We start from the raw sequence: 19,654 nt of genomic DNA on the forward strand, positions 1-19,654 counted from the left end.
TGCTCCGATTTGGAGCAAGCCGATGGTCACGGCCCGCGAGCTCGGCAAGACGCGCCTTCCGCTCTGGGCGGCGGGATTCGTCGTGCTGATCTGCGTGGCGATCCTCGGCTTGAGCGTCTGGCGCGAATGGGAAACGCACAACGCCGATCTCAGGAACGCCGAGATCGACGTCGCCAACCTCGCGCATTCCCTGGTCCAGCACGCGGACGACACGTTCGAGCTTGCCGATACGATCCTGGTCGGACTGGTCCATCGCCTCGAACTCGACGGAACCGGCCCGGACACGATCGCGAAGCTCCAGACTTACCTGCCGACCCGCAAATCATCGGACCGCATCCGCGGCATCTTCGTCTATGACGAGACCGGCCGATGGCTTGCTACGACCGAGCATTTCGACTTCGCCAAGCTCAACAACAGCGATCGCGAATATTTCCGGCAGCACCGTGATTCCCGGGCGAAGGACACGCTGATCGGCCGGCCCATCAAGAGCCGCGCCGGCGGCCAGTGGATCATCACCGCGTCACGCCGGATCAACCACCCCGACGGCAGCTTTGCCGGCGTCGCGCTGCTAACGATCGACGTCGCCTATTTCGCGAAATTCTACGAGCGCTTCGACGTCGGGTCGAACGGCTCGGCATCGCTGCTCAACGACGCCGGTATCATGCTGGCGCGCAGCCACGACGAGAGCGGCGCCTTCATCGGGCGCGACCTCTCCAATGCGCCGCTGTTCAGGGAATGGAAAAGTCGCCCGGCGGCTGCGGTCTACTATTTCAAGTCGCCGCTCGATGGCGTGCAGCGGCTGAGCTACTATCAGCGCAGCAACCGCTATCCGCTGATGGTGCTGGCGAGCAAGTCGCAGGACGACGTGCTGGCGCCCTGGCGGCGCGCGGCAGCCGTACGCACGGTCTTCGTGCTCGGCCTCGTCGCGCTGATCGCGGTGATCGGCTTCTACCTGGTCCGCCAGCTCTGGCAGCGGCAGCGAATGGCGCAGGCCCTGGTCGCGAATGAAGCCCATTTCCGCCTGCTCGCCGAGCAATCCAGCGACATGGTATCCCGGATCGGGCTGGATAACCGGCTGCTCTACGTCTCGCCCTCGTGCGTGCGCATCATCGGCTGGTCTCCCGAGGAGCTGCTCGGCACGTCAGCGGTGGCCGGTATCCACGCGGACGACATGGAGCGGGTCGAGCAGGCCATCGCAGCGCTGAAGAACGGCGAGGCCGAGGAAGCGCGGTTCGTCTATCGCCAGCGCCATCGCGACAAGGGCGATATCTGGGCCGAGGCGGCCTTGCACGTGACCCGAGCCTCCGACAGCGGCGAAGTCGACGGTGTCGTCGCGGTCGTGCGCGACATGACCGAGCAGAAGGACTTGCAGGACAAACTGGCATCGCTCGCGACCACCGATGGCCTGACCGGCCTTGCCAACCGCCGCGCGTTCGACGAACGCCTCGCGGAGGAATGGGCACGCGCCCGGCGCGACGGCACGCAGATCTCGCTCCTGTTGATCGACGTCGATCAGTTCAAGAAATTCAACGATCATTACGGACATCAGGCGGGCGACGGATGCCTGCGCGCACTCGGCCGGATCCTGTCCGCTCAGGCCAGGCGCCCGGCTGACCTCGCGGCGCGCTACGGCGGCGAGGAATTCGCCGTTCTGTTGCCGAACACCGGCCCGGATGGTTGCGCCGAAGTCGGCGAAGGGATTCGCGAGGCACTGCACGACCTCGCCATGCTGCATGCGCAGAATCCGCCCTCCCGGCTGGTTACGGCAAGCATCGGCGCTGCGACAAGCCTTCCATCTCAGACCGCGCTGGACTGCAACACGCTGGTCGCCGGCGCCGACCGCGCGCTCTACGCCGCCAAGGACAGCGGCCGTGACCGTATGGTGATGTCGGGACAGGTCGTGCCCTGGCCCGCGAAGAGCGCGTGACGAATTCTGCCAGGCGTAGCGAACGCCGCCCTTTCCTGCGTAGCAGGCAAGCGAGGCTAGCGCGGCGTGCACATGCGGCACATCGGCGCGCGCCAATTCCTGCCCACCATCGCTTGCGCACCGATTTCTGAATGGCTACATCCCGAGGCGATGTTGGGGGGCCGCCGGACTTCTTCGATCGGGTCCATGCGGTACGGCCTCATCGTGGGGCAATGCAGACGAGACGGCCGTGAACGAGACCATGCCGGCGGACATCCCGGGGCGCGGGGTGGACGCGCTGAGACAGTTGCGCGCCATGACGGCCGACATCTGCGATGTCGTTCCGCTCACCACGGAGGACAACTTCCATGTCACCACCGTGACGATGATGACCCGCAATGCGTTGCTGGTCGATACGCGCGCGACCGATCAGGAATACGACCGGACGCCTGCACACGTCGCCCGCGGTGCGATGGATCACTTTCAGATCACCTTGTGTGTCGAAGGCGAGATGCGGTTCAGCTCCGGCCGGCGCGAGGTGACGATGGGGCCTGGCGCCATCTGCCTGATCGACATGGCGCAGCCGAACCGGACGGTGTTGCGCGGCGGCGGCAGTCGTACCCGTCTGATGGCGATCATCCTGCAACGCGCCATGCTGGCACCACGGCTTGCTCATCCGGATTCGGCCACGGCAACCTTGCTGCCGTCAAACCATCCTCATACGCGCCTGCTTGCCAGCCATTACGCGGCGCTTACGCTGCCACCCGAGCCTGAGGCCGGCAGCGCCGAGGCCACGATCGAAGCGATCGCCGACATCGTTGCCGCGGCCGCCGGCGGGACCGCCGACATTGCAGCCGGAGTCGAACGCGCCGAGCGGCATCTTTATCTTGCGATGATCAAGCGCCGCATCGCGGACAATCTCGAGACCGACGCGCTCACCGCAGACGAGTTGTGCCGCCACTTCCAGATCTCGCGCGCGACCCTCTATCGGCTGTTTGAGGCGGATGGCGGGCTCTCGCACTATGTGAGGGAGCAGCGGCTCAATCTCGCTTTCCGCCAGCTGATATCGCCGTCCGCGGAGGACACGCGGCTGATCGACCTCGCCGTCGGCATGCGCTTCAGCAGCGATTCCACCTTCATTCGCGCATTCCGCCGCAAGTTCGGCTTGACGCCGGGCGAACTGAGGGAGCTGGCCGACAATTGGCTCCGCGAGACTGGTGCGGTCCCGACCATCGACACGGTGCTGCATCAACTGGCCCGCCGCCGCACCTCGTAGCCATGAAGCTGCGACGCTCGACACCAGTATCGCAACGTTCGGCCTTGGCGCCCGGATTTGTCGCCCGCGCTCCAGTGGGATATGACTTTGAGCACGGCCGGATGTTTCGGTCCGGCCGGGAGCGTTCCCGTGCCTGACGAGATCAAGCTTGTCCTCTTTGATATGGACAATGTCCTCTGCGAATACGACAGAGGAAGGCGCGTCGCGTTTCTGGCGGAGCTTGCGGGGACCACCAGTGAGTTCGTCTACAAGGCGATCTGGGAGAGCGGATTCGAGCTTCTCGGCGACTCCGGCACGCTCGATGCCGCCGACTATTTGCGGGGATTTGGCGAGCGCATCGGCTATCCCCTCTCGCTCGATGAGTGGGTGGAGGCGCGCCGCCGTTCGATGAAGGCCGATCGCGCGATGCTGGAGATTGCGCGCCGCCTGCATGAGACCATCGATGTTGCCGTCCTGACCAACAATACCACGCTGGTCGCCGACCATATCGACGCGCTGCTGCCGGAATTGCGTCCGCTGTTCGGCTCCCGCATCTACACGTCGGCCCGGTTCAAGGCCGCCAAGCCGGACCCGCGCTGCTATCGCCTCTGCCTGTCGGAGCTACAGACGACGCCGCAGACCGTTCTGTTCGTCGACGACCTCGCGGCAAATGTCGCCGGCGCGCGGGAAGCGGGCCTCTTCGCGCATCATCACACGTCGGTGGAGGCTTTCCGGCAGGCCCTTTCGGCCCACGGCCTGCTCAGGGACGGATGAACGGGCGCACCGCCTCGCGCGACGTCAGGCGAGATGGCACGCCACAAAATGGCCGCCCGCCCCTTCCCTCAGTACGGGCGCGCTTTCCGCGCAGCGCGGCTGGGCGATCGGGCAGCGGGTGTGGAAGTGGCAGCCGGATGGCGGCTTCATCGGGCTTGGCACGTCGCCCTTGAGGCGAATGCGTTCACGCTTGAGCTTGGGATCGGGCACCGGCACCGCCGACAACAGCGCCCTGGTGTAGGGATGCTGCGGATTGCGGTAGAGATCGCTCGCTTTCGCCAGCTCGACGATCCGGCCGAGATACATCACGGCGACGCGGTCGGAGATGTGCTCGACCACCGACAGGTCGTGCGCGACGAACAGATAGGTGAGGTTCAGCTCGGCCTGGAGATCCTCCAGCAGATTGATCACCTGCGCCTGGATCGAGACGTCGAGCGCGGACACCGGCTCGTCGCAGACGATCAGCTTCGGCTCGACCGCGAGCGCCCGCGCGATCACGATGCGCTGGCGTTGGCCGCCCGAGAATTCGTGCGGGTAGCGGCGCATGTGCTCGGCCTTGAGGCCGACCTTCACGAGCAGGCTGGCGACGCGCTCCTCGCGCTCCTTGGCCGACGACCCGAGCTTATGGATGATCAGGGCCTCACCGAGGATGGCGCCGACCGTCATGCGCGGATTGAGCGAGGCGAACGGATCCTGGAACACCAGCTGCATGTTCCGCCGCATCGCGCGCAAATCATTGCCGCTGAGCTGGCGCACGTCCTGGCCGTCGAACACGACCTCGCCGTCGGTCGGCTCGATCAGGCGCAGCACGCAGCGGCCGGTGGTGGACTTGCCGCAGCCGGATTCGCCGACGAGGCCGAGCGTCTCGCCGCGGTTGACCGAGAACGAGACCCCGTCGACCGCATAGACGCTGCCGACCTGGCGCGACAACAGGCCGCCGTGCACGGGGAAATATTTCTTCAGGCCGCTGACGCGGAGCAAGGGCTCGGTCATGCCGTGCCTCCCAACTGCGTATCTCCGAGGTGACAGGCCATGCGATGGCCGGGCGCGATCTCGCGCAGCAGCGGCTCCTTCTCGGTGCAGACGTTCATGGCAAACTTGCAGCGCGGGGCGAAGCGGCAACCGACCGGCGGATTGATCAGGATCGGCACCGAGCCGCCGATCGCTTCGAGCCTTGTCTTGTGCTCGCTGTCGAGATCGATGCGCGGGATCGAGCGGATCAGCCCCTGGGTGTAGGGATGGCCGGGATTGCCGAAGAGGTCGTCGACGAGCGCTTCCTCCACCACCTTGCCGGCATACATCACGACGACGCGCTGCGCGGTCTCGGCGACGACGCCCATGGCGTGGGTGATCAGCATCACCGCCATGCCGAAGCGCTCCTTCATGTCCTGCAAGAGGTCGAGGATCTGCGCCTGGATGGTGACGTCGAGCGCGGTGGTGGGCTCGTCGGCGATGATCAGCTTCGGCCTGCAGGCAAGCGCCATCGCGATCATCACGCGCTGGCGCATGCCGCCTGAGAACTGGTGCGGATAATTGTGCACGCGTCCCTCGGCGTTGGGGATCTGCACCAGCTTCAGCATCTCGATGGTGCGCTCGAGCGCCTGCTTCTTCGTCACCGCTTCATGGCGGCGCAGGCTCTCGGCGATCTGCTCGCCGATGGTTAGCACCGGATTGAGCGAGGTCATCGGCTCCTGGAAGATGAAGCCGATCTCCTTGGCCCTGATCTCGTCGAGTTGACGGCTCGTCAGCGGCACGAGATCGCGGCCCTCGAAGATGATCTGGCCCGCCGCGATGCGGCCCGGCGGCATGGCGATCAGCTTCAGGATCGACATCGCGGTCACGGTCTTGCCGCAGCCGGATTCGCCGACGACACAGAGCGTCTCGCCCTTGTTGATGGAGATGTCGACACCGTCGACGGCCTGCAGGATGCCGTCGTCGGTCGAGAAGTGGGTTTTCAGCCCTTTGATTTCCAGCAGCGGCGCCATCAGATCACCCGTCGCGCATCGAGCGCGTCACGCAGGCCGTCGCCGATGAAGTTGATGGCGACCACCGCGATGAAGATCGCGCCGCCCGGAAACAGCGCCCAGTGCGGGCCGATGTCGAGGAAATCCTTGGCGTCGTACAAGAGCCGGCCCCAGGTTGGCGTATCCGGCGGAAAGCCGAGGCCGAGGAAGGACAGCGTCGATTCCGCGATGATGGCGGCAGCCACGTCGATGGTGCCGGCGATGATCACGGGACCGAGCGCATTGGGCAGGATGTGCCGCACCACCTGGCGCACCGGACTTGCGCCGAGCGCACGGGCGGCCTCGACGAACTCCTTCTCGCGGATCGACAGGAACTGCGCGCGCACCAGCCGCGCGACCGGCATCCAGCGCAAGCCGCCGATCACGAGCACGATCAGGATGAAGATGCCGCCCTCGGGACCAAACATCTGCTTCAGCCCGTCGCGGAAGAGATAGATCAGCAGCAGCAGCAGCGGCAGTTGCGGCAGGGACAGGAAGAGATCGGTGAGCCACATCAGGCCGTGACCGAGCGCGCCGCGCGACATGCCGGCGAGCGCGCCGATCAGGACACCGATAAAGACGGACACCAGCATCGCGGCAAGGCCGACCGCGAGCGAGATGCGGCCGCCATAGATCATGCGGGCCAGGATGTCCTGCCCGAGATCGTCGGTGCCGAACGGATGGGCAAGCGACGGCCCCTGCATGCCCGCCACGATATCGATGTCGTCGATCTTGACCCGCCAGACGAAGGGGCCGGCCACCACCGCCAGGATCAGAATGAGGAGCAGAAACGCACTGACCACGGCGAGCTTGTGGCGGCTGTAGCGCCGCCACATCTCGCGCCAGGGCGAGTAGACGCGCCGCTCAGCGGAGGGAGATGCGAGGGTCAAGCCAGCCATAAAGGACGTCCGCGATGAGATTGAACAGCACGACGAGGCACGCGAAGACGAAGGTAACGGCCATCACCACCGGCGTGTCGTTGGAAAGGATGGAGGAGATCAGCAGCGAGCCGATGCCGGGGATGCGGAAGATCTGCTCGGTGACGATGGCGCCGCCGAACACGGCCGGCATCTGCAACGCAATCAGGGTGACGACCGGGATCATGGCGTTGCGCATGACGTGCTTGACGATGACCGTGGCCTGCCCAAGCCCCTTGGCGCGCGCCGTGGTGACATAGTCGAGCCGGATCACGTCGAGCATCGCCGAGCGAACGAAACGCGTCATCGACGCCGCCTGAAACAGACCGAGCACCGCCACCGGCATGATCGCCTGCCGGATCATCTCCAGCACCCAATGGATGCCGGTGCCCTTGATGTCGGTCGTATAGACGAAAGGCAGCCAGTCCAGCGTGACCGAGAAGATCAGGATGAACAGGATGCCGGTGAAGAAGGTCGGCAGCGAGAAGCCGACGAAGGCGAGCGTATTGGCGATCTGGTCGAACAGCGAATAGGGCTTTGTCGCCGCATAGACCCCGACCGGGATCGCGATCAGGAGCGCCAGGATCTGCGCCGAACCGATCACGTAGAGCGTCGCCGGCAAACGCTGGAGGATCAGCGTGTCGACGTTCATCCGGCTGACGAAGGAGAAACCCCAGTCACCGTGCAGCATGGCGTTGAGCCAGTGCAGGTAACGGAGGTGGATCGGATCGTCGAGGCCGAACTTGGCCCGAAGTGCGGCCTGCACCTCGGGCGGGACGTTCGGGTTCGTCGCCAGTTCCGAGAACGGATCGCCTGGCGCAAGCGCCAGCACGACGAACAGCACGACCGAGATTCCGAGAAGACTCGGAATCGCGATCAGGAGGCGACGCAGGACGTACTGACTCATAGGGAAAGACCCCGTCTAGAGCTGGGGGATCATTCCTCGCGATACCAATCGTGCAGATTGTCGGTTTCGTTGGCCCAGCCGCTGATGATAGGACGCAGATTGTTGGCCGCCGCTTCCACCTTTAGGCGATGCTGCGCCGGGATGAACACGGTGTCCTGGAACATGAGATCGTTGGCCTTGATATAATGCGCCGCGCGCTTGACCGGATCCATTTCGCCTTCGGCTGCTTCGATCGCTGCGTCATAGTCCTTGTTGACCCAGCGCGGGAAGTTCGTGCCCTGCCACTTGTTCTCCTTCGTGGCGACGTTGGTCGACAGATAGCGGCGCATATGCTGAGACGGATCCGGCTGGCTCAGCGGGATCTGGAACATCTGGAGATCGGCGTAGAAATGCGCGTAGGTGTCGGGGTTGGCGACATCGGAGGAGAAGAACACGGACGCCACCACCGACTTCAGCTCGACGTCGATGCCGGCCTTCTGACAGGCCTGCTTGACGATCGCCTGGGTCTTCTGACGCGGTCCGTTGATCGAGGTCTGGTACAGAAGCTTCAGCTTCTTGCCGTCCTTCTCGCGGATGCCATCCGCGCCGGGCTTCCAGCCGGCGTCGTCGAGCAGCTTCGAGGCCTTCTCGATGCTGAATTCCCAGGTCGTGTTCTTGGAGACGAACTTCTCGGGACCGTTGAGGAAGTTGGCGGTGGTGCGGCCGGCGCGGCCGTAGATCGCCTTCTTGATGGACTCGCGGTCGACCAGCATCGACAGCGCCTTGCGTACCGCCGGATCGGAGAACAGCGGATGCTTGGTCTTCATCGAGGAGCGCTCGCCATCGACCTCGGTGTTCGGATCGGTGAAGTTGAGCGCGATGAATTCGGTGTCCCCGCCCACGGCATAAACGGTCTTGCCCTTGCCGCCCTTTTCGAGGCGCAGCAGCACGTCGTCCTCGACCTGGATGTTCCATCCGAAATCATATTCGCCGGTCTGGATCACCGCGCGCGCCGCAGAGACGGCGTCGCCGCCGCCCTTCATCTCGACCGTGTCGAAATAAGGCCGGTTCGGCATGTGGTAATCGGGATTGAGCTGGCCGCGGACGAGATCGCCCGGCTTGAACTCGACGAACTTGTAGGGGCCAGTGCCGACCGGCGAGAGGTTGGTGGGCGCTTCCCGCGATTTGGACCCCTTGTAGTCGGCGAACAAATGTTTGGGGATGATGGTGTTGGGAGCCCCGACAAAGGCGTCGGCCCAGAACGGCGTCGGCTTGTTAAAGAGGATGCGAACCGTGAGGTCATTCACCTTCTCGACCGTGATGTCGCGGAGCGTCGCGATGGTCAGGGCGGAGGTCGCGGGATCCCTGGCGTATTCCCAGTTGAACACGACGTCATCGGCGGTGAACGGCTTGCCGTCATGCCATTTGACGCCTGGTTTGAGCTTCCAGGTCACCGACTTGCCGTCGGCGGCGAGGCCGCCGTTCTCGATCGAGGGAATTTCGGCCGCCAGAACCAGCTTCATGTTGCCGTCGGGATCCCAACAAGCGAGGGGCTCGTAGAACAGGCGCGCGCCGTCCTGGTCCTTGGTGCCGGTGGCGAAATGCGGATTGAGCAGGGTCGGCCCCTGCCACCACAGCAGCTTCAGCGCACCGCCGCCGCCGCGCTTGGTCGGCTTGTAGGTCTGGGCACCTTCCGCCATGGCGACGCCGCCGAGCGCGAGGATCTGGTTGGCGAGGGGTGCGGTGAGGCCGACCGCGGCCATACGCATGATGAAGGCACGGCGGTCCATCCGGCCGTCCTTCACGTCACCGATCATCGAACGCAGTTCTTTATCCAGCATGGTTGTCCCCCGTCTGGTTCCCGTATGGATGCAGGCAGCCGCACCGCGGCCGCCGGGTTTTGCTGGCGGTAGATGGCACACCGAATAGGCCGCGCGTCAACTGCGACCATGTGTATGCAAACGGTGTTCTGGCTGTCTGTTGGGCAAAACTCTGTTCCGCAGCCCAAGCGTTCGGCAATCCGGCGCTAAATCGCGCCGGAATCCACGTTGCACTGCGGAAAATTTGTTCGCGGCATCAGACGAAGTATCGAGGCGAAATTCTACGCCACGGACATGGTCAGCGGCGGCGCGACGTGGTCCGGCAGCGGGCAGACATAAGGTGTCTTGGCGGTCCGCTTCTGCAAGTCCGCTTTCGCGGCCTTAATCAGCTCCGGATCCGTCAACGCCTTGATGCCGATCCCGGCCATCGCCTTCGCCGCCTGCACCATTGCCTTATGAGCGTGTCCGCTCTTGCCCTGCGCCACCACCTGCCAGGTGTGGAACGGCGTGCCGATTGCAACCGTGGGTGCGTGAACCTGCACGGTCGGCACCACCCAGCTCACGTCGCCGACGTCGGTCGAGCCGACCAGCGGGTTGCGCTTGGCATCGAGCGGCACCAGGAAGTCGGCCAGCGGCCGATCAGTCGGCTCCATGCCGATCGCGTAATAGACCGACGCGATGTCCTTGTCGGTCAGCGTGGCGCGGATCTGGCTGGCAAAGCCCTTGTCGGCGTCGTCGAAATGCGGCGGCCCCAGCTCTTCCATCACCCGGTGCAGCGCCTGCTCCAGCGGCGTGTTCGGCAGGATGTTGGAGACCGCGGAGATGATCTTCATCTCGACCTTGGTCTCGGTCATCAATGCCGCGCCTTCCGCGATCTTGCTGACGCGTCCGACCAGCTCGTTCATGCCGGGCAGATCGCGGGCGCGGATCGAATAGCGCACGCGCGCATGCGCCTGCACCACGTTGGGGGCGATGCCGCCGGTGTCGAGCAGGGCGTAATGCACGCGCGCGTCGCTCGGCATGTGCTCGCGCATGTAGTTCACGCCGACATTCATCAGCTCTACTGCGTCGAGCGCAGAGCGGCCGAGATGCGGCGAGGCCGCCGCATGCGAGGTGCGGCCGGTGAAGATGAAATCCGCGCGCGTGTTGGCAAGCGACGGCGTCACCGCGACTTCCCAGAAGCTGTGCGGATGCCAGGTGATGGCGATGTCGGCGTCTTCAAACGCGCCCGAGCGCACCATGAAGGCCTTGGCTGCGCCGCCCTCTTCCGCCGGGCAGCCGTAATAGCGCACGCGGCCGGGCACCTTGTTCTCGGCGAGCCAGTCCTTCATCGCGGTCGCGGCGAGCAGCGCCGCGGAACCAAGCAGATTGTGGCCGCAACCGTGGCCGTGGCCGCCGGTCTCGACCGGACGGTGCTCGGCGACGCCGGCCTCCTGGCTGAGGCCCGGCAACGCGTCATATTCACCCATGAAGGCAATGACCGGACCGCCCTCACCCCACTCGCCCATTACCGCGGTCGGGATGCCCGCGACGTTCTCGGTGATACGGAAACCCTGGTGGCGCAGCTCGGCGAGATGCTCGGCGGCGGACCGCGCCTCGGTGTAGCACACCTCGGGCATGCCCCAGACCCTGTCGCTGAGGTCGATGAAACGCGCCTTGATCGTGTCGACGCCACGCCAGATGTCGCTGCGATTATCCATGCTTCGGTCCGTGATCTCTTGGTCAAACGAAGCGGCAATGGTTAGCAGCTTCATTGCACCCCGCCTAGCACGTCGCGGGACAGCAGCCATGCGGCCGGTGCTGGATCGCGCGGCCGCTTGCCACCTGTGCGGGCGTCCTGTGCCTGTCGAAGATTTCACGCGGCGATCTCCGGAATAGTTGGGAACGAGGCTTTCAAGACGGCCTCCTCCAGCCTAAATTATGAGTGCTTCGCGCGTCGTTCCGCCGGCCAAGGCGGAGCAATGCTCTCAGCCAGGAGAACTCCATGCCCGCCCTGACCGAATGGAGAGTGCCGCCGGCCAATCAGCCGCGCGCGAGCGATTACGGTTTCGATCTGGACCGTTCGCTCGCGTCCGTCGTCGGCCTGCACGCCATCATCCCGCCCGATGCCTTCAGTGCCGAAACGCTGGGCACCGAACGCGCCGGCAACGGCGTCGTGATCGACAACGGGCTGGTGCTGACCATCGGCTATCTCATTACCGAGGCGGAATCGGTGTGGCTGCATCTCGCCGACGGGCGCGTCGTCGAGGGGCATGCGCTCGGTTTCGATTCCGTCACCGGCTTCGGCCTCGTGCAGGCGCTCGGTCAGCTCGACGTCGAACCCTTGCCGCTCGGCAACTCGGCGAAAACAAGGGTCGGCGACCGCGTCGTGGTCGGCGGCGCCGGCGGGCGCACGCGCTCGGTCGCGAGCCAGATCGTGGCCAAGCAGGAATTCGCCGGCTACTGGGAATATCTGCTGGACGAGGCCGTGTTCACCTATCCCGCGCATCCGAACTGGGGCGGCACGGCGCTGCTCAACGAGCGCGGGGAGCTGATCGGCATCGGCTCGCTGCAGCTCGAGCGCGAACGCGAAGGCAAGGCCGAGCACGTCAACATGATCGTGCCGATCGACCTGTTGAAGCCGGTGCTCGACGATCTGCGCAAATTCGGCCGCGTCAATAAGCCGTCGCGCCCCTGGCTCGGGCTCTATTCGACCGAAATCGACAACCGCCTGGTGGTGATCGGGATCTCCACCAACGGCCCGGCCGCGCGCGCGGAGCTGAAGACCGGCGATGTCATCCTTGCAGTGGACGGCGAGGAGGTGACGAGCCAGACCGCCTTCTACAAAAAGATGTGGGCGCTCGGCGCCGCCGGCGTCGACGTGCCGCTCACCGTGCATCATGAAGGTGTCACCTTCGACGTCACGGTGACGTCGACCGACCGCTTCAAGCTCTTGAAGGCGCCGAAGCTCCACTGACGAGATCGAACCGACATCAGGCAAGGAAGCGGCGATGACCGAGGCCGTCGTTGACGACATCGTGACCGTGCTGCCGCCGTTGCTCAACGCGCTGGAAGCACTCGGCTTCTTCACCCGGAATCTGCATCCGCCGGCCTTTGCCTCGGTGATGAATGCGATCGGCGCGCCCGACGCGGCGCTGCAGGCGGCGCACGCTGCGATTGGTGCCTGGCCCGAGCAGTTCACGGGGCTGCGCGAGCGGCTCGACCGCGCCTGCAACGAGACGATCGCCGCCTTTGCCGCCATACGCGAGGTCGAGCGCGGCAATGGCGATCTCGTCGCGGTCTTCCGCGCGCTGCGCCATCTGCCTCGTGCACAGGAGGCGCTGTATCCGCTGTCGACCCAGTTCCCGCCGGTGAGCAACTTCTTCCTCAACGCCGCCAATCGCGAGAATGACGATCTGCTGGCGCGGCTGGAAGCCGGCGCGGGCGAACACGCCGGCATCTTCCACGACCACAACGAGCCCGGCAGCCGCGGCGGCTTCTCGGTCTATGTGCCAGAATATTACTCGCCGGAGCGCGCCATGCCGCTGGTGATGGCGCTGCATGGCGGCAGCGGCAACGGCCGCGGCTTTCTCTGGAGCTGGCTGCGCGATGCTCGCTGCCTTGGCGCGATCCTGGTGGCGCCAACCGCGACCGGCCCGACATGGGCGCTGATGGGCGACGATAGCGACACGCCGAACCTCATGCGCATTCTCGATACGGTGCGCAGCCGCTGGACCATCGACGGCTCGCGCCTGCTGCTGACCGGCATGAGTGACGGCGGCACCTTCTGCTACGTCACCGGGCTCGACGGCGCCTCGCCCTTCACGCATCTCGCGCCGGTGTCGGCGACCTTCCATCCGCTGATGGCGGAGATGGCGGACGCCGTGCGCCTGCAGGGACTGCCAATCTTCATCACCCACGGCAAGCTCGACTGGATGTTTCCGGTACAGACCGCGCGCCAGACGCAGGCGGCCCTCTCCGCCGCCGGCGCCGATGTCACCTATCGCGAGATCGACGACCTCAGCCACACCTATCCGCGCGAGATCAACGCAGAGCTGCTGGAGTGGCTGAACCGCGGATGAACGGGTCGTCCTTATCTGCGCCGTACTGCCGCGGAACCATCACTCCGGGCCGACGTTATCGCCCGTCACCGGAGGTTCGCAGATGCAGACGTTTTTCGGAATGATTTTGGGCGCGCTACTGCTCGGTTGCGGCGTATACGTCTATGACTCCATGCAGACGTCGTCGGTCGCCAATGGCGAGGTCGCGACGACCAATCGCACCATCGTGAACTGGGACGTCGCCAAGGCCGACTGGGATGCGCTGCGCGATCGCGCGCACAAGGACTGGGTCCGCATCTCGTCGAAGTAACGACGCCGTATCACGAACAAGGCGCCGTCGCGGGTCCGCGGCGGCGCCTTTGTGTTGACGGCGATCGATCCGGTCGCGTCAGTTCATCTTGGCCTTGCGGGCATCGGCGATGACCTGCTCGAACTCGGTCATGCTGAGCACGCCCGGCACGCGATACTTGCCGACGATGAAGGAGGGGGTACCGCTGAAGCCGAAGGCTTCGGCCTGCTCGTTGTTGCGCTTGAGGACGGCGTCGATGTCATTGGCGCGGTCGGTGAGATCGCGCTTCAGGCGGTCCATGTCGACGTCGGCGGCCGCGAGCAGCTCGTTGATGCGCGGCTCTGTCAGGCGCGAGCTGACACCCATCATGGCGTCATGCGCCTGATGGTACTTGTCTTGGAATTTTGCCGCGAGCGCGATCCGCGCCGCGGTGACCGAGACCGGCCCGAGGATCGGCCAATCCTTCATCACCAGCCTGACCTTGCCATCGTCCTGGACCACCTGGCGCAGCTCCGGCTCGAGCTTGCGGCAATAGGGACAGTTGTAGTCGGACCATTCGATGATGCTGATGTTGCCGTCGGGATTACCGGCGACGGGAACATCGGGGTCGCGCAGCACCTTGGCTTCGGTCAGCACCTCGTCATCGGCGGCGGCCGCGCGCGCAGAGGTGATCCGACCTGCCGCAAGGGCACCCGCCCCGATCAGCGTCAGCGCCGCACGCCGCGTCGCCACGAGGCCCTTGTTCCTGAATCCAGCCATATCTCGTCCCGTTTCGGTCCCATCGCTGCAAATACGGTTCGCGACCGGGAACTGTTACGCGTCATATAGAGCGTTGCGGGCGCGATGTCATCGCCATGCTATGCGCGGATCGCCGCCGGCGCTGGCGAAGCCGCCGCGCGGGGCAGCATCGCCATCAGCGTCCCGGTCATGGTGGCGATCAGCGTGGTGTTGCCCTCGTGCTCGGCAAAGGCCCTCGCCTCGCAGAAGGTCAGCGTCCGGCCGGGCTTGACCACCTCGGCCTTGAAGACGAAGCGAGTGCCGCGGGCGGGTGCCAGCAGCGTGGTCTTGAACTCGACGGTCAGGATGTCGGCCTCGCGCGGCATCAGGGTGAAGGCGGCGACACCGCAGGCATTATCGAGGCCTGCCGTGATGATGCCGGCATGGATAAAACCGTTCTGCTGCGTGAAGGCCGCCGAATGCAGCATTGCCAATTCGACCTCGCCCGGCGCGAGGCGGACGATCACGATGCCGAGCGTGCGCATCGCCGGCTGGCCGTCGAACATGGCAATGGCGGCAGCGCGATAGCCCGGATTTTTCGGCTCGAACGCGGCCATGGCTCAGGCCTCGGCCGGCTCGGCAAGATGTTGCAGAGCGACCGCGCGGATCGCATCCGTGAACGGCGCCGACTTCCGCTGGCTGCGGTCCATATGCACGCCGGTGATGTCGCAGAACGCGGCGATCTCGCCAGTCTCGGCATTGGTCATGTCGTGCCGGAAGCGGATCGACTTGTCGCGGACCTCCAGCAAATGGCTGCGGATCTCGACGATGTCGCCGGCGAGCAGCTCCCGCCTGTAGGTGATGTTCTGCTGGACGGCGGCCATGCCGCGGCCGGAAGAGCGCAGATAGCTCGGCGTCAGCCCGAGGCGGGCGAACAGATTCCAGTTGGCCTCGTCGAATTTTCCGACATACCACATGATGTTCATGTGGCCGACATGATCGCACTGCCACGGATAGACCGTGCCGCGATAGGTCGCCTCCTGCATCGCAATTCCTCCTGCCGTTTTTCCGCCCTCTGATCATTGATACGGTAGCGTATCAACGCCTCCGCGCGTTAGCAATACGGTACCGTATCAAGAACCGGTGAGGCTTCCTTCATGAACGACGGCAAGGGCGATGTCTGGGTCGAGGCAGGGTTTACCGAGCTCGCCCGCTCGGGGGTCGAGGGTGTCAGGGTCGAGGTGCTCGCCAAGAACCTCGGCGTCACCAAGGGCGGCTTCTACCGCCGCTTCGCCGACCGTGCCGCGCTGCTCGATGCCATGCTGGAACGCTGGCGCGAGGGACGTGCGGCGTCAATCGCGCAGCAGACAAGCCTCGATGGGCAAGAGCCCCGCGAGCGGCTGAAGGCGGTGATCCAGCTCTATTCCGAGCGGCTCAATCCGGAGGGCATGGCGATCGAGCTCGCGATCCGGCAATGGGCCCGCTCGGACGAAAACGCCGCCGCGGCGGTCGCGAGCGTGGACGCGGCGCGGCTCAAGCACGTCGCCGAGCTTTATCGCGCGACCGGCCTCGAGGCCGAGGCGGCCGAGGCGCAGGCCTTCCTGTTCTATTGCTTCATCTTCGGCCAGAGCTTGCTGTTCGTCGAGCGCGGTCCACGCAAACGCTCGCAGCTCGTGGCGAAGTCGGCCGAGAAGCTGCTCGACTAGCGAAATGGCCGGAGCTTTGCTCCGGCCATCGCATCATGTCGAAGCTCAGGCGGCGCCCTTCAGCTTCTTGTTGCACTCGCTGTAATAGCCGCCGCCCTTCTCGATCCACTTCATGCCGCCATTGCCGTTGGTGGTCTTGTTGGCGTTGTACTGGTCGACGCAGGTGTGGAGGCGGGCCTTGCCGGCGGTCTCCTTGGCGTATTTCGGGTCGACCGCATTCGGATAGATTGCGGGTCCGGCCGGCAGGGTTGGCGCGGCAGCGGGGGCCGCCTCCTTCTTCGCCTGCTTCGGCTCGGCAGGAGCGGCGGGCGCAGCCGGAGCAGCGGCGGCCGGCGCGGCGGCAGGCGTCGCATCCGCTCCGCACTGGGCCTTGCGGAAGTCATTCCACTTCGTTGTGCCAAGCGAGCCGTCCTTCTTGGCGGCCTGGTATTTCGCGCTGCACTCCTGCGAGGTCAGCGCCTGCGCCGGCGCGCTCGCGACCAGCGCGGCAAAGCCCGTCAATGCAACCGCACACAGCAATTTTGATTGAATGGTCATCCTTGGTCCTCCTCCTTGGTCTTCCCCGACGGAAGCGAAACGAGGATTGCTATCCTAGCGTGCCGCCCGGCCGCGACAAGGAAGCGATGGCTCCTGCCGCCAAAATATAGTGATCCCCCGGCTCGGATTATTCATGTCGCGTTCAGCAAGGCGAGCCGACGTTCCCAACCCTCCGCAATCTCGCAAGAGTGCACCACCATGACCTTCACGTCTCGCCTCGCCATCGTCGCCCTGACCTCCCTGCTCGCCACCGGCACCGCCTTCGCGCAGACCGCCGCGCCGGCTGCCAAGACCGACGCCAAGACCACAACTGCCGCCGCCCCCGCCGACAAGAAGGCGTCGAAGGAGCGCTCGGCGGAGTCGCTCGAATGCTCCAAGCAAGCGGACGCCAAGGCGCTGAAGGGCAAGGAGCGCAAAAAATTTCGCCGTGAGTGCATGAAGGAAGCGAAGGCCGGCACCGCCGCCCCCGCCGCCCCCGCCGCCGACAAGAAGTAAATCCGTCACACTACGGCTCGCGAGCATCCGTGAGAGGCGCGCGCATTGCGGCATGACGAAGCTGCAATTGTGTGCCTCTCGCTGATTTGCGATAAGGTGGCGTGAAGCAAATCACCGCCTCCCTGCCGTTCGAATGGCCAAGCCGTGCCAAGATCTTGAGCACGGTGGAGACGCTCGTCATCGGCACCGTCGGCGGCCTCGTGTTTCTGGTCGCCGGACTTCCCGGGGGACTGATCTCGGGCTCGATGATCGCGGTCGGGATCGCCGCGATCGCCGGCCGCCAGCTGGCGCTGCCGCCGATCCTGACCCAGACCGTGCTGGTGCTGCTCGGCATTTCACTGGGCTCGGTCGTCTCGCGCCACCTGCTGCAACAGGTCAGCGCCTATCCCCTCACCATCGGCCTGCTTGCGCTCGCGACCTTCTGCTCGACCTTCGGCTCGAGCTATTACCTCCAGCGCATTCATGGCTGGGACCGCACCTCGGCCTTCCTCGCCGGCAGCCCCGGGGCGCTGTCGCAGATCACGATCCTGGCGGTCGAGCGCGGCGCCGACCTGCCCGGCATCGCGGTGGTGCAGACCATGCGCGTCATCATCCTCACCGCGGCGCTACCGATGGTGCTCGCGTTCGCGGGCGTGGCGCCCTCCGTCGCACCGTCGCTGACGACGACGATCGCCTCACCGCTCGAGCTCGTGGAGCTGGTCGCGGCCTCGCTGGCCGCGGCGCTCCTGCTGCGGCTGATCAGGTTTCCGGCGAGCTGGATGTTCGGCGCGATGATCGCCTCCAGCGTGCTGCATGGCGCAGACTGGGTCGAGGGCGGCCTGCCGAACTGGGTGCGCGGCGTGGCGTTGATCGGCATCGGCGCATTGATCGGCAGCCGTTTCGCGCGGATGCGGATCAAGACGCTCGCCGGCCACATCCATGCGGCGCTGGGCTCGTTTGCCGTGGCCATCGCCGTCTCCGCCATCTTCGTCGGCATCATCGCGCTCACCGCGCAGGTGAAATTATCGGATGTCGTCGTCGCCTTCGCGCCGGGCGCGATGGATGCGATGCTGGCGCTCGCGCTCACGCTGCACATCGACCCGATCTTCGTCGGCGCCCATCATTTGTCGCGCTTCGTGTTCGTGACGATCGCGACCCCGGGCATCGTGCACCTGTTCGGCCGCACGCAGGACGATGTGGATGATTAGCGAAGCGCCGCAGTCGTAGCGGAGCTCCGGTCTCGTAGGATGGGCAAAGGCGCGCTAGCGCCGTGCCCACCATGCTCCCGCACTATCGCTAAAAATGGTGGGCACGCTTCCGCCATCGCTCTTCGAGCTACGGCGGACAAGTCGCTTTGCCCACCCTACGGCGCTTGCCTAGCGCTTCGCCGTCCGCAAAAATCCCCACGCCGCGATCGCGGCCATCAACAGCGAGATCAGCACATTGTAGCCGGCGAGCGAGAGACCGAGGAAACGCCACTGCACCTCGTCGCAGCGCACCACCTTGACGGTATCGAGCTTGGACAGCAGGTCGGCGGCATTGCCGAGATTGATGACGGGACCGGAGCAATCGGTCGGGCCCTTCCAGAACCCCCATTCGACGCCGGAATGGTAGGTGCCGAGGCCGGCATTGGCGAGTGTCGCCAGCGCGAGGATCGCAAGGCCCGCGAGCAGCAGCGGCCGCGGCGCCCCGCTCCGCGCCGCAAGCGCCGTGAGCACACCGACCGGGATCGCGAAATAATAGGCGTAGCGCTGCTCCAGGCACAGCGGACAGGGCAGGATCTCCAGCACGAGCTGGAAGAACCAGGCGCCGGCGATGGTCGCGGCGGCAATCAGCGTGACGAGCACCGAGGCAGTCAGCGCGGGACCGGTCCCAGCCGGCCTGAATGCAGGTATTGCGGCACTCTGGGTCGTCACGGCAGCCTCTTCCGATGGGGTCGCTTTCTTAAGGCTCTAACCCCGGCCCAGGCGGCTGTCGAGAACGGCCGGGATCACTTTGGCGCGGGTTGACCCTGCCCTGTCCATGGCTATAGTCCGCCCGCTTTGCGAGGCCCTTTCCAGGGCCGACCGGGAGCCCCTGTGGCGGAATTGGTAGACGCGCTCGACTCAAAATCGAGTTCCGCAAGGAGTGCTGGTTCGATTCCGGCCAGGGGCACCAGCCTTCGCTGCTTCGCAGCTACGGCTGGGCGAGCCAGGCTCCAGTCTATCCATGCGAAGCAGGGAAGGCTGTCCCGCCGAAGCCTTGGCGAAGGCGGACTAGATCAACGAATCCGGTATTTCCCTCCCCTTCCAATCGTCACATCCCGCCTGTATAAACCGGTAGCTTCTTCT

20 protein-coding genes and 1 tRNA gene are annotated in these 19,654 nt (G+C 65.3%); 10 read left to right on the top strand and 11 right to left on the bottom strand.

Annotated elements, in window-relative coordinates; genetic code table 11:
* Positions 1 to 22: 22 nt before the first annotated feature.
* From AB7531_RS39480 to AB7531_RS39490, 3 genes are all read left to right on the top strand, one after another.
* Positions 23 to 1,927: a sensor domain-containing diguanylate cyclase gene (locus tag AB7531_RS39480; RefSeq protein ID WP_063985812.1), complete on the top strand. Its 1,905-nt coding sequence runs from the start codon at positions 23 to 25 to the stop codon at positions 1,925 to 1,927.
* A 229-nt stretch (positions 1,928 to 2,156) separates the two neighbouring features.
* Positions 2,157 to 3,182 (top strand): helix-turn-helix domain-containing protein, encoded by a 1,026-nt coding sequence (locus AB7531_RS39485; protein ID WP_063985813.1) that lies wholly within the window; start codon positions 2,157 to 2,159, stop codon positions 3,180 to 3,182.
* Positions 3,183 to 3,311: 129 nt separating this feature from the next.
* The gene (locus AB7531_RS39490) at positions 3,312 to 3,935 is read left to right on the top strand and encodes an HAD family hydrolase (protein WP_231143669.1); all 624 of its coding nucleotides are present in this window, start codon (positions 3,312 to 3,314) and stop codon (positions 3,933 to 3,935) included.
* 24 nt (positions 3,936 to 3,959) lie between these two features.
* Here AB7531_RS39490 and AB7531_RS39495 read toward each other — a convergent pair whose 3' ends face one another.
* The 6 genes from AB7531_RS39495 to AB7531_RS39520 form a co-directional block, all read right to left on the bottom strand.
* Positions 3,960 to 4,928, bottom strand: coding sequence for an ABC transporter ATP-binding protein (locus AB7531_RS39495; protein WP_063985815.1), 969 nt, complete (start codon positions 4,926 to 4,928; stop codon positions 3,960 to 3,962).
* Positions 4,925 to 5,920: an ABC transporter ATP-binding protein gene (locus AB7531_RS39500; protein ID WP_014491616.1), complete on the bottom strand. Its 996-nt coding sequence runs from the start codon at positions 5,918 to 5,920 to the stop codon at positions 4,925 to 4,927. The genes AB7531_RS39495 and AB7531_RS39500 overlap by 4 nt, the downstream gene beginning before the upstream one ends.
* Positions 5,920 to 6,837: an ABC transporter permease gene (locus AB7531_RS39505; RefSeq protein ID WP_014491615.1), complete on the bottom strand. Its 918-nt coding sequence runs from the start codon at positions 6,835 to 6,837 to the stop codon at positions 5,920 to 5,922. Before AB7531_RS39505 ends, AB7531_RS39500 begins: the two co-directional genes overlap by 1 nt.
* Entirely contained in the window at positions 6,803 to 7,762 is a 960-nt protein-coding gene (locus AB7531_RS39510; RefSeq protein WP_063985816.1) for an ABC transporter permease, read from the bottom strand. Before AB7531_RS39510 ends, AB7531_RS39505 begins: the two co-directional genes overlap by 35 nt.
* Before the next feature lie 29 nt (positions 7,763 to 7,791).
* Positions 7,792 to 9,582: a peptide ABC transporter substrate-binding protein gene (locus AB7531_RS39515; RefSeq protein WP_063985817.1), complete on the bottom strand. Its 1,791-nt coding sequence runs from the start codon at positions 9,580 to 9,582 to the stop codon at positions 7,792 to 7,794.
* A 260-nt stretch (positions 9,583 to 9,842) separates the two neighbouring features.
* Positions 9,843 to 11,261, bottom strand: coding sequence for a M20 family metallopeptidase (locus AB7531_RS39520; protein ID WP_063986732.1), 1,419 nt, complete (start codon positions 11,259 to 11,261; stop codon positions 9,843 to 9,845).
* A gap of 284 nt (positions 11,262 to 11,545) precedes the next feature.
* On the opposite strand from AB7531_RS39520, the gene AB7531_RS39525 reads away from it, so the two are divergent.
* From AB7531_RS39525 to AB7531_RS39535, 3 genes are all read left to right on the top strand, one after another.
* Entirely contained in the window at positions 11,546 to 12,517 is a 972-nt protein-coding gene (locus AB7531_RS39525; protein ID WP_063985818.1) for a S1C family serine protease, read from the top strand.
* Positions 12,518 to 12,551: 34 nt separating this feature from the next.
* A complete protein-coding gene (locus AB7531_RS39530; protein ID WP_441280264.1) occupies positions 12,552 to 13,622 on the top strand; it encodes a phospholipase in 1,071 nt (356 codons plus the stop codon).
* An 82-nt stretch (positions 13,623 to 13,704) separates the two neighbouring features.
* Positions 13,705 to 13,911: a hypothetical protein gene (locus AB7531_RS39535; protein ID WP_028159206.1), complete on the top strand. Its 207-nt coding sequence runs from the start codon at positions 13,705 to 13,707 to the stop codon at positions 13,909 to 13,911.
* A gap of 78 nt (positions 13,912 to 13,989) precedes the next feature.
* Here AB7531_RS39535 and AB7531_RS39540 read toward each other — a convergent pair whose 3' ends face one another.
* The 3 genes from AB7531_RS39540 to AB7531_RS39550 form a co-directional block, all read right to left on the bottom strand.
* Positions 13,990 to 14,649 carry a DsbA family protein gene (locus AB7531_RS39540; RefSeq protein WP_063985820.1) on the bottom strand — a complete coding sequence of 220 codons (660 nt, stop codon included), beginning with the start codon at positions 14,647 to 14,649 and terminating at the stop codon, positions 13,990 to 13,992.
* Positions 14,650 to 14,747: 98 nt separating this feature from the next.
* A complete protein-coding gene (locus tag AB7531_RS39545) occupies positions 14,748 to 15,224 on the bottom strand; it encodes a PaaI family thioesterase (RefSeq protein WP_063985821.1) in 477 nt (158 codons plus the stop codon).
* Positions 15,225 to 15,227: 3 nt separating this feature from the next.
* Positions 15,228 to 15,653 (bottom strand): acyl-CoA thioesterase, encoded by a 426-nt coding sequence (locus AB7531_RS39550; protein ID WP_014491606.1) that lies wholly within the window; start codon positions 15,651 to 15,653, stop codon positions 15,228 to 15,230.
* A 111-nt stretch (positions 15,654 to 15,764) separates the two neighbouring features.
* Here AB7531_RS39550 and AB7531_RS39555 point away from each other — a divergent pair, with 111 nt between their 5' ends.
* Positions 15,765 to 16,313, top strand: a complete 549-nt coding sequence (locus AB7531_RS39555; protein WP_028159202.1) for a TetR/AcrR family transcriptional regulator — start codon at positions 15,765 to 15,767, stop codon at positions 16,311 to 16,313.
* A 45-nt stretch (positions 16,314 to 16,358) separates the two neighbouring features.
* Here AB7531_RS39555 and AB7531_RS39560 read toward each other — a convergent pair whose 3' ends face one another.
* A complete protein-coding gene (locus tag AB7531_RS39560) occupies positions 16,359 to 16,850 on the bottom strand; it encodes a hypothetical protein (RefSeq protein ID WP_063985822.1) in 492 nt (163 codons plus the stop codon).
* Positions 16,851 to 17,048: 198 nt separating this feature from the next.
* Here AB7531_RS39560 and AB7531_RS39565 point away from each other — a divergent pair, with 198 nt between their 5' ends.
* Both AB7531_RS39565 and AB7531_RS39570 read left to right on the top strand, forming a co-directional pair.
* Positions 17,049 to 17,345 (top strand): PsiF family protein, encoded by a 297-nt coding sequence (locus tag AB7531_RS39565; RefSeq protein WP_063985823.1) that lies wholly within the window; start codon positions 17,049 to 17,051, stop codon positions 17,343 to 17,345.
* A gap of 101 nt (positions 17,346 to 17,446) precedes the next feature.
* Positions 17,447 to 18,532, top strand: coding sequence for an AbrB family transcriptional regulator (locus AB7531_RS39570; protein ID WP_063985824.1), 1,086 nt, complete (start codon positions 17,447 to 17,449; stop codon positions 18,530 to 18,532).
* A 168-nt stretch (positions 18,533 to 18,700) separates the two neighbouring features.
* Here the strand turns inward: AB7531_RS39570 and AB7531_RS39575 are convergent, their stop codons facing one another.
* The gene (locus AB7531_RS39575) at positions 18,701 to 19,240 is read right to left on the bottom strand and encodes a disulfide bond formation protein B (protein ID WP_063985825.1); all 540 of its coding nucleotides are present in this window, start codon (positions 19,238 to 19,240) and stop codon (positions 18,701 to 18,703) included.
* A gap of 156 nt (positions 19,241 to 19,396) precedes the next feature.
* Between AB7531_RS39575 and AB7531_RS39580 the strand changes: the two genes are divergently transcribed.
* Positions 19,397 to 19,481, top strand: a tRNA-Leu gene (locus AB7531_RS39580).
* The last annotated feature ends 173 nt before the right edge of the window (positions 19,482 to 19,654 follow it).

Source organism: Bradyrhizobium sp. 63_E2_N1_3 (assembly GCF_052076005.1).
Lineage (GTDB): Bacteria > Pseudomonadota > Alphaproteobacteria > Rhizobiales > Xanthobacteraceae > Bradyrhizobium > Bradyrhizobium barranii.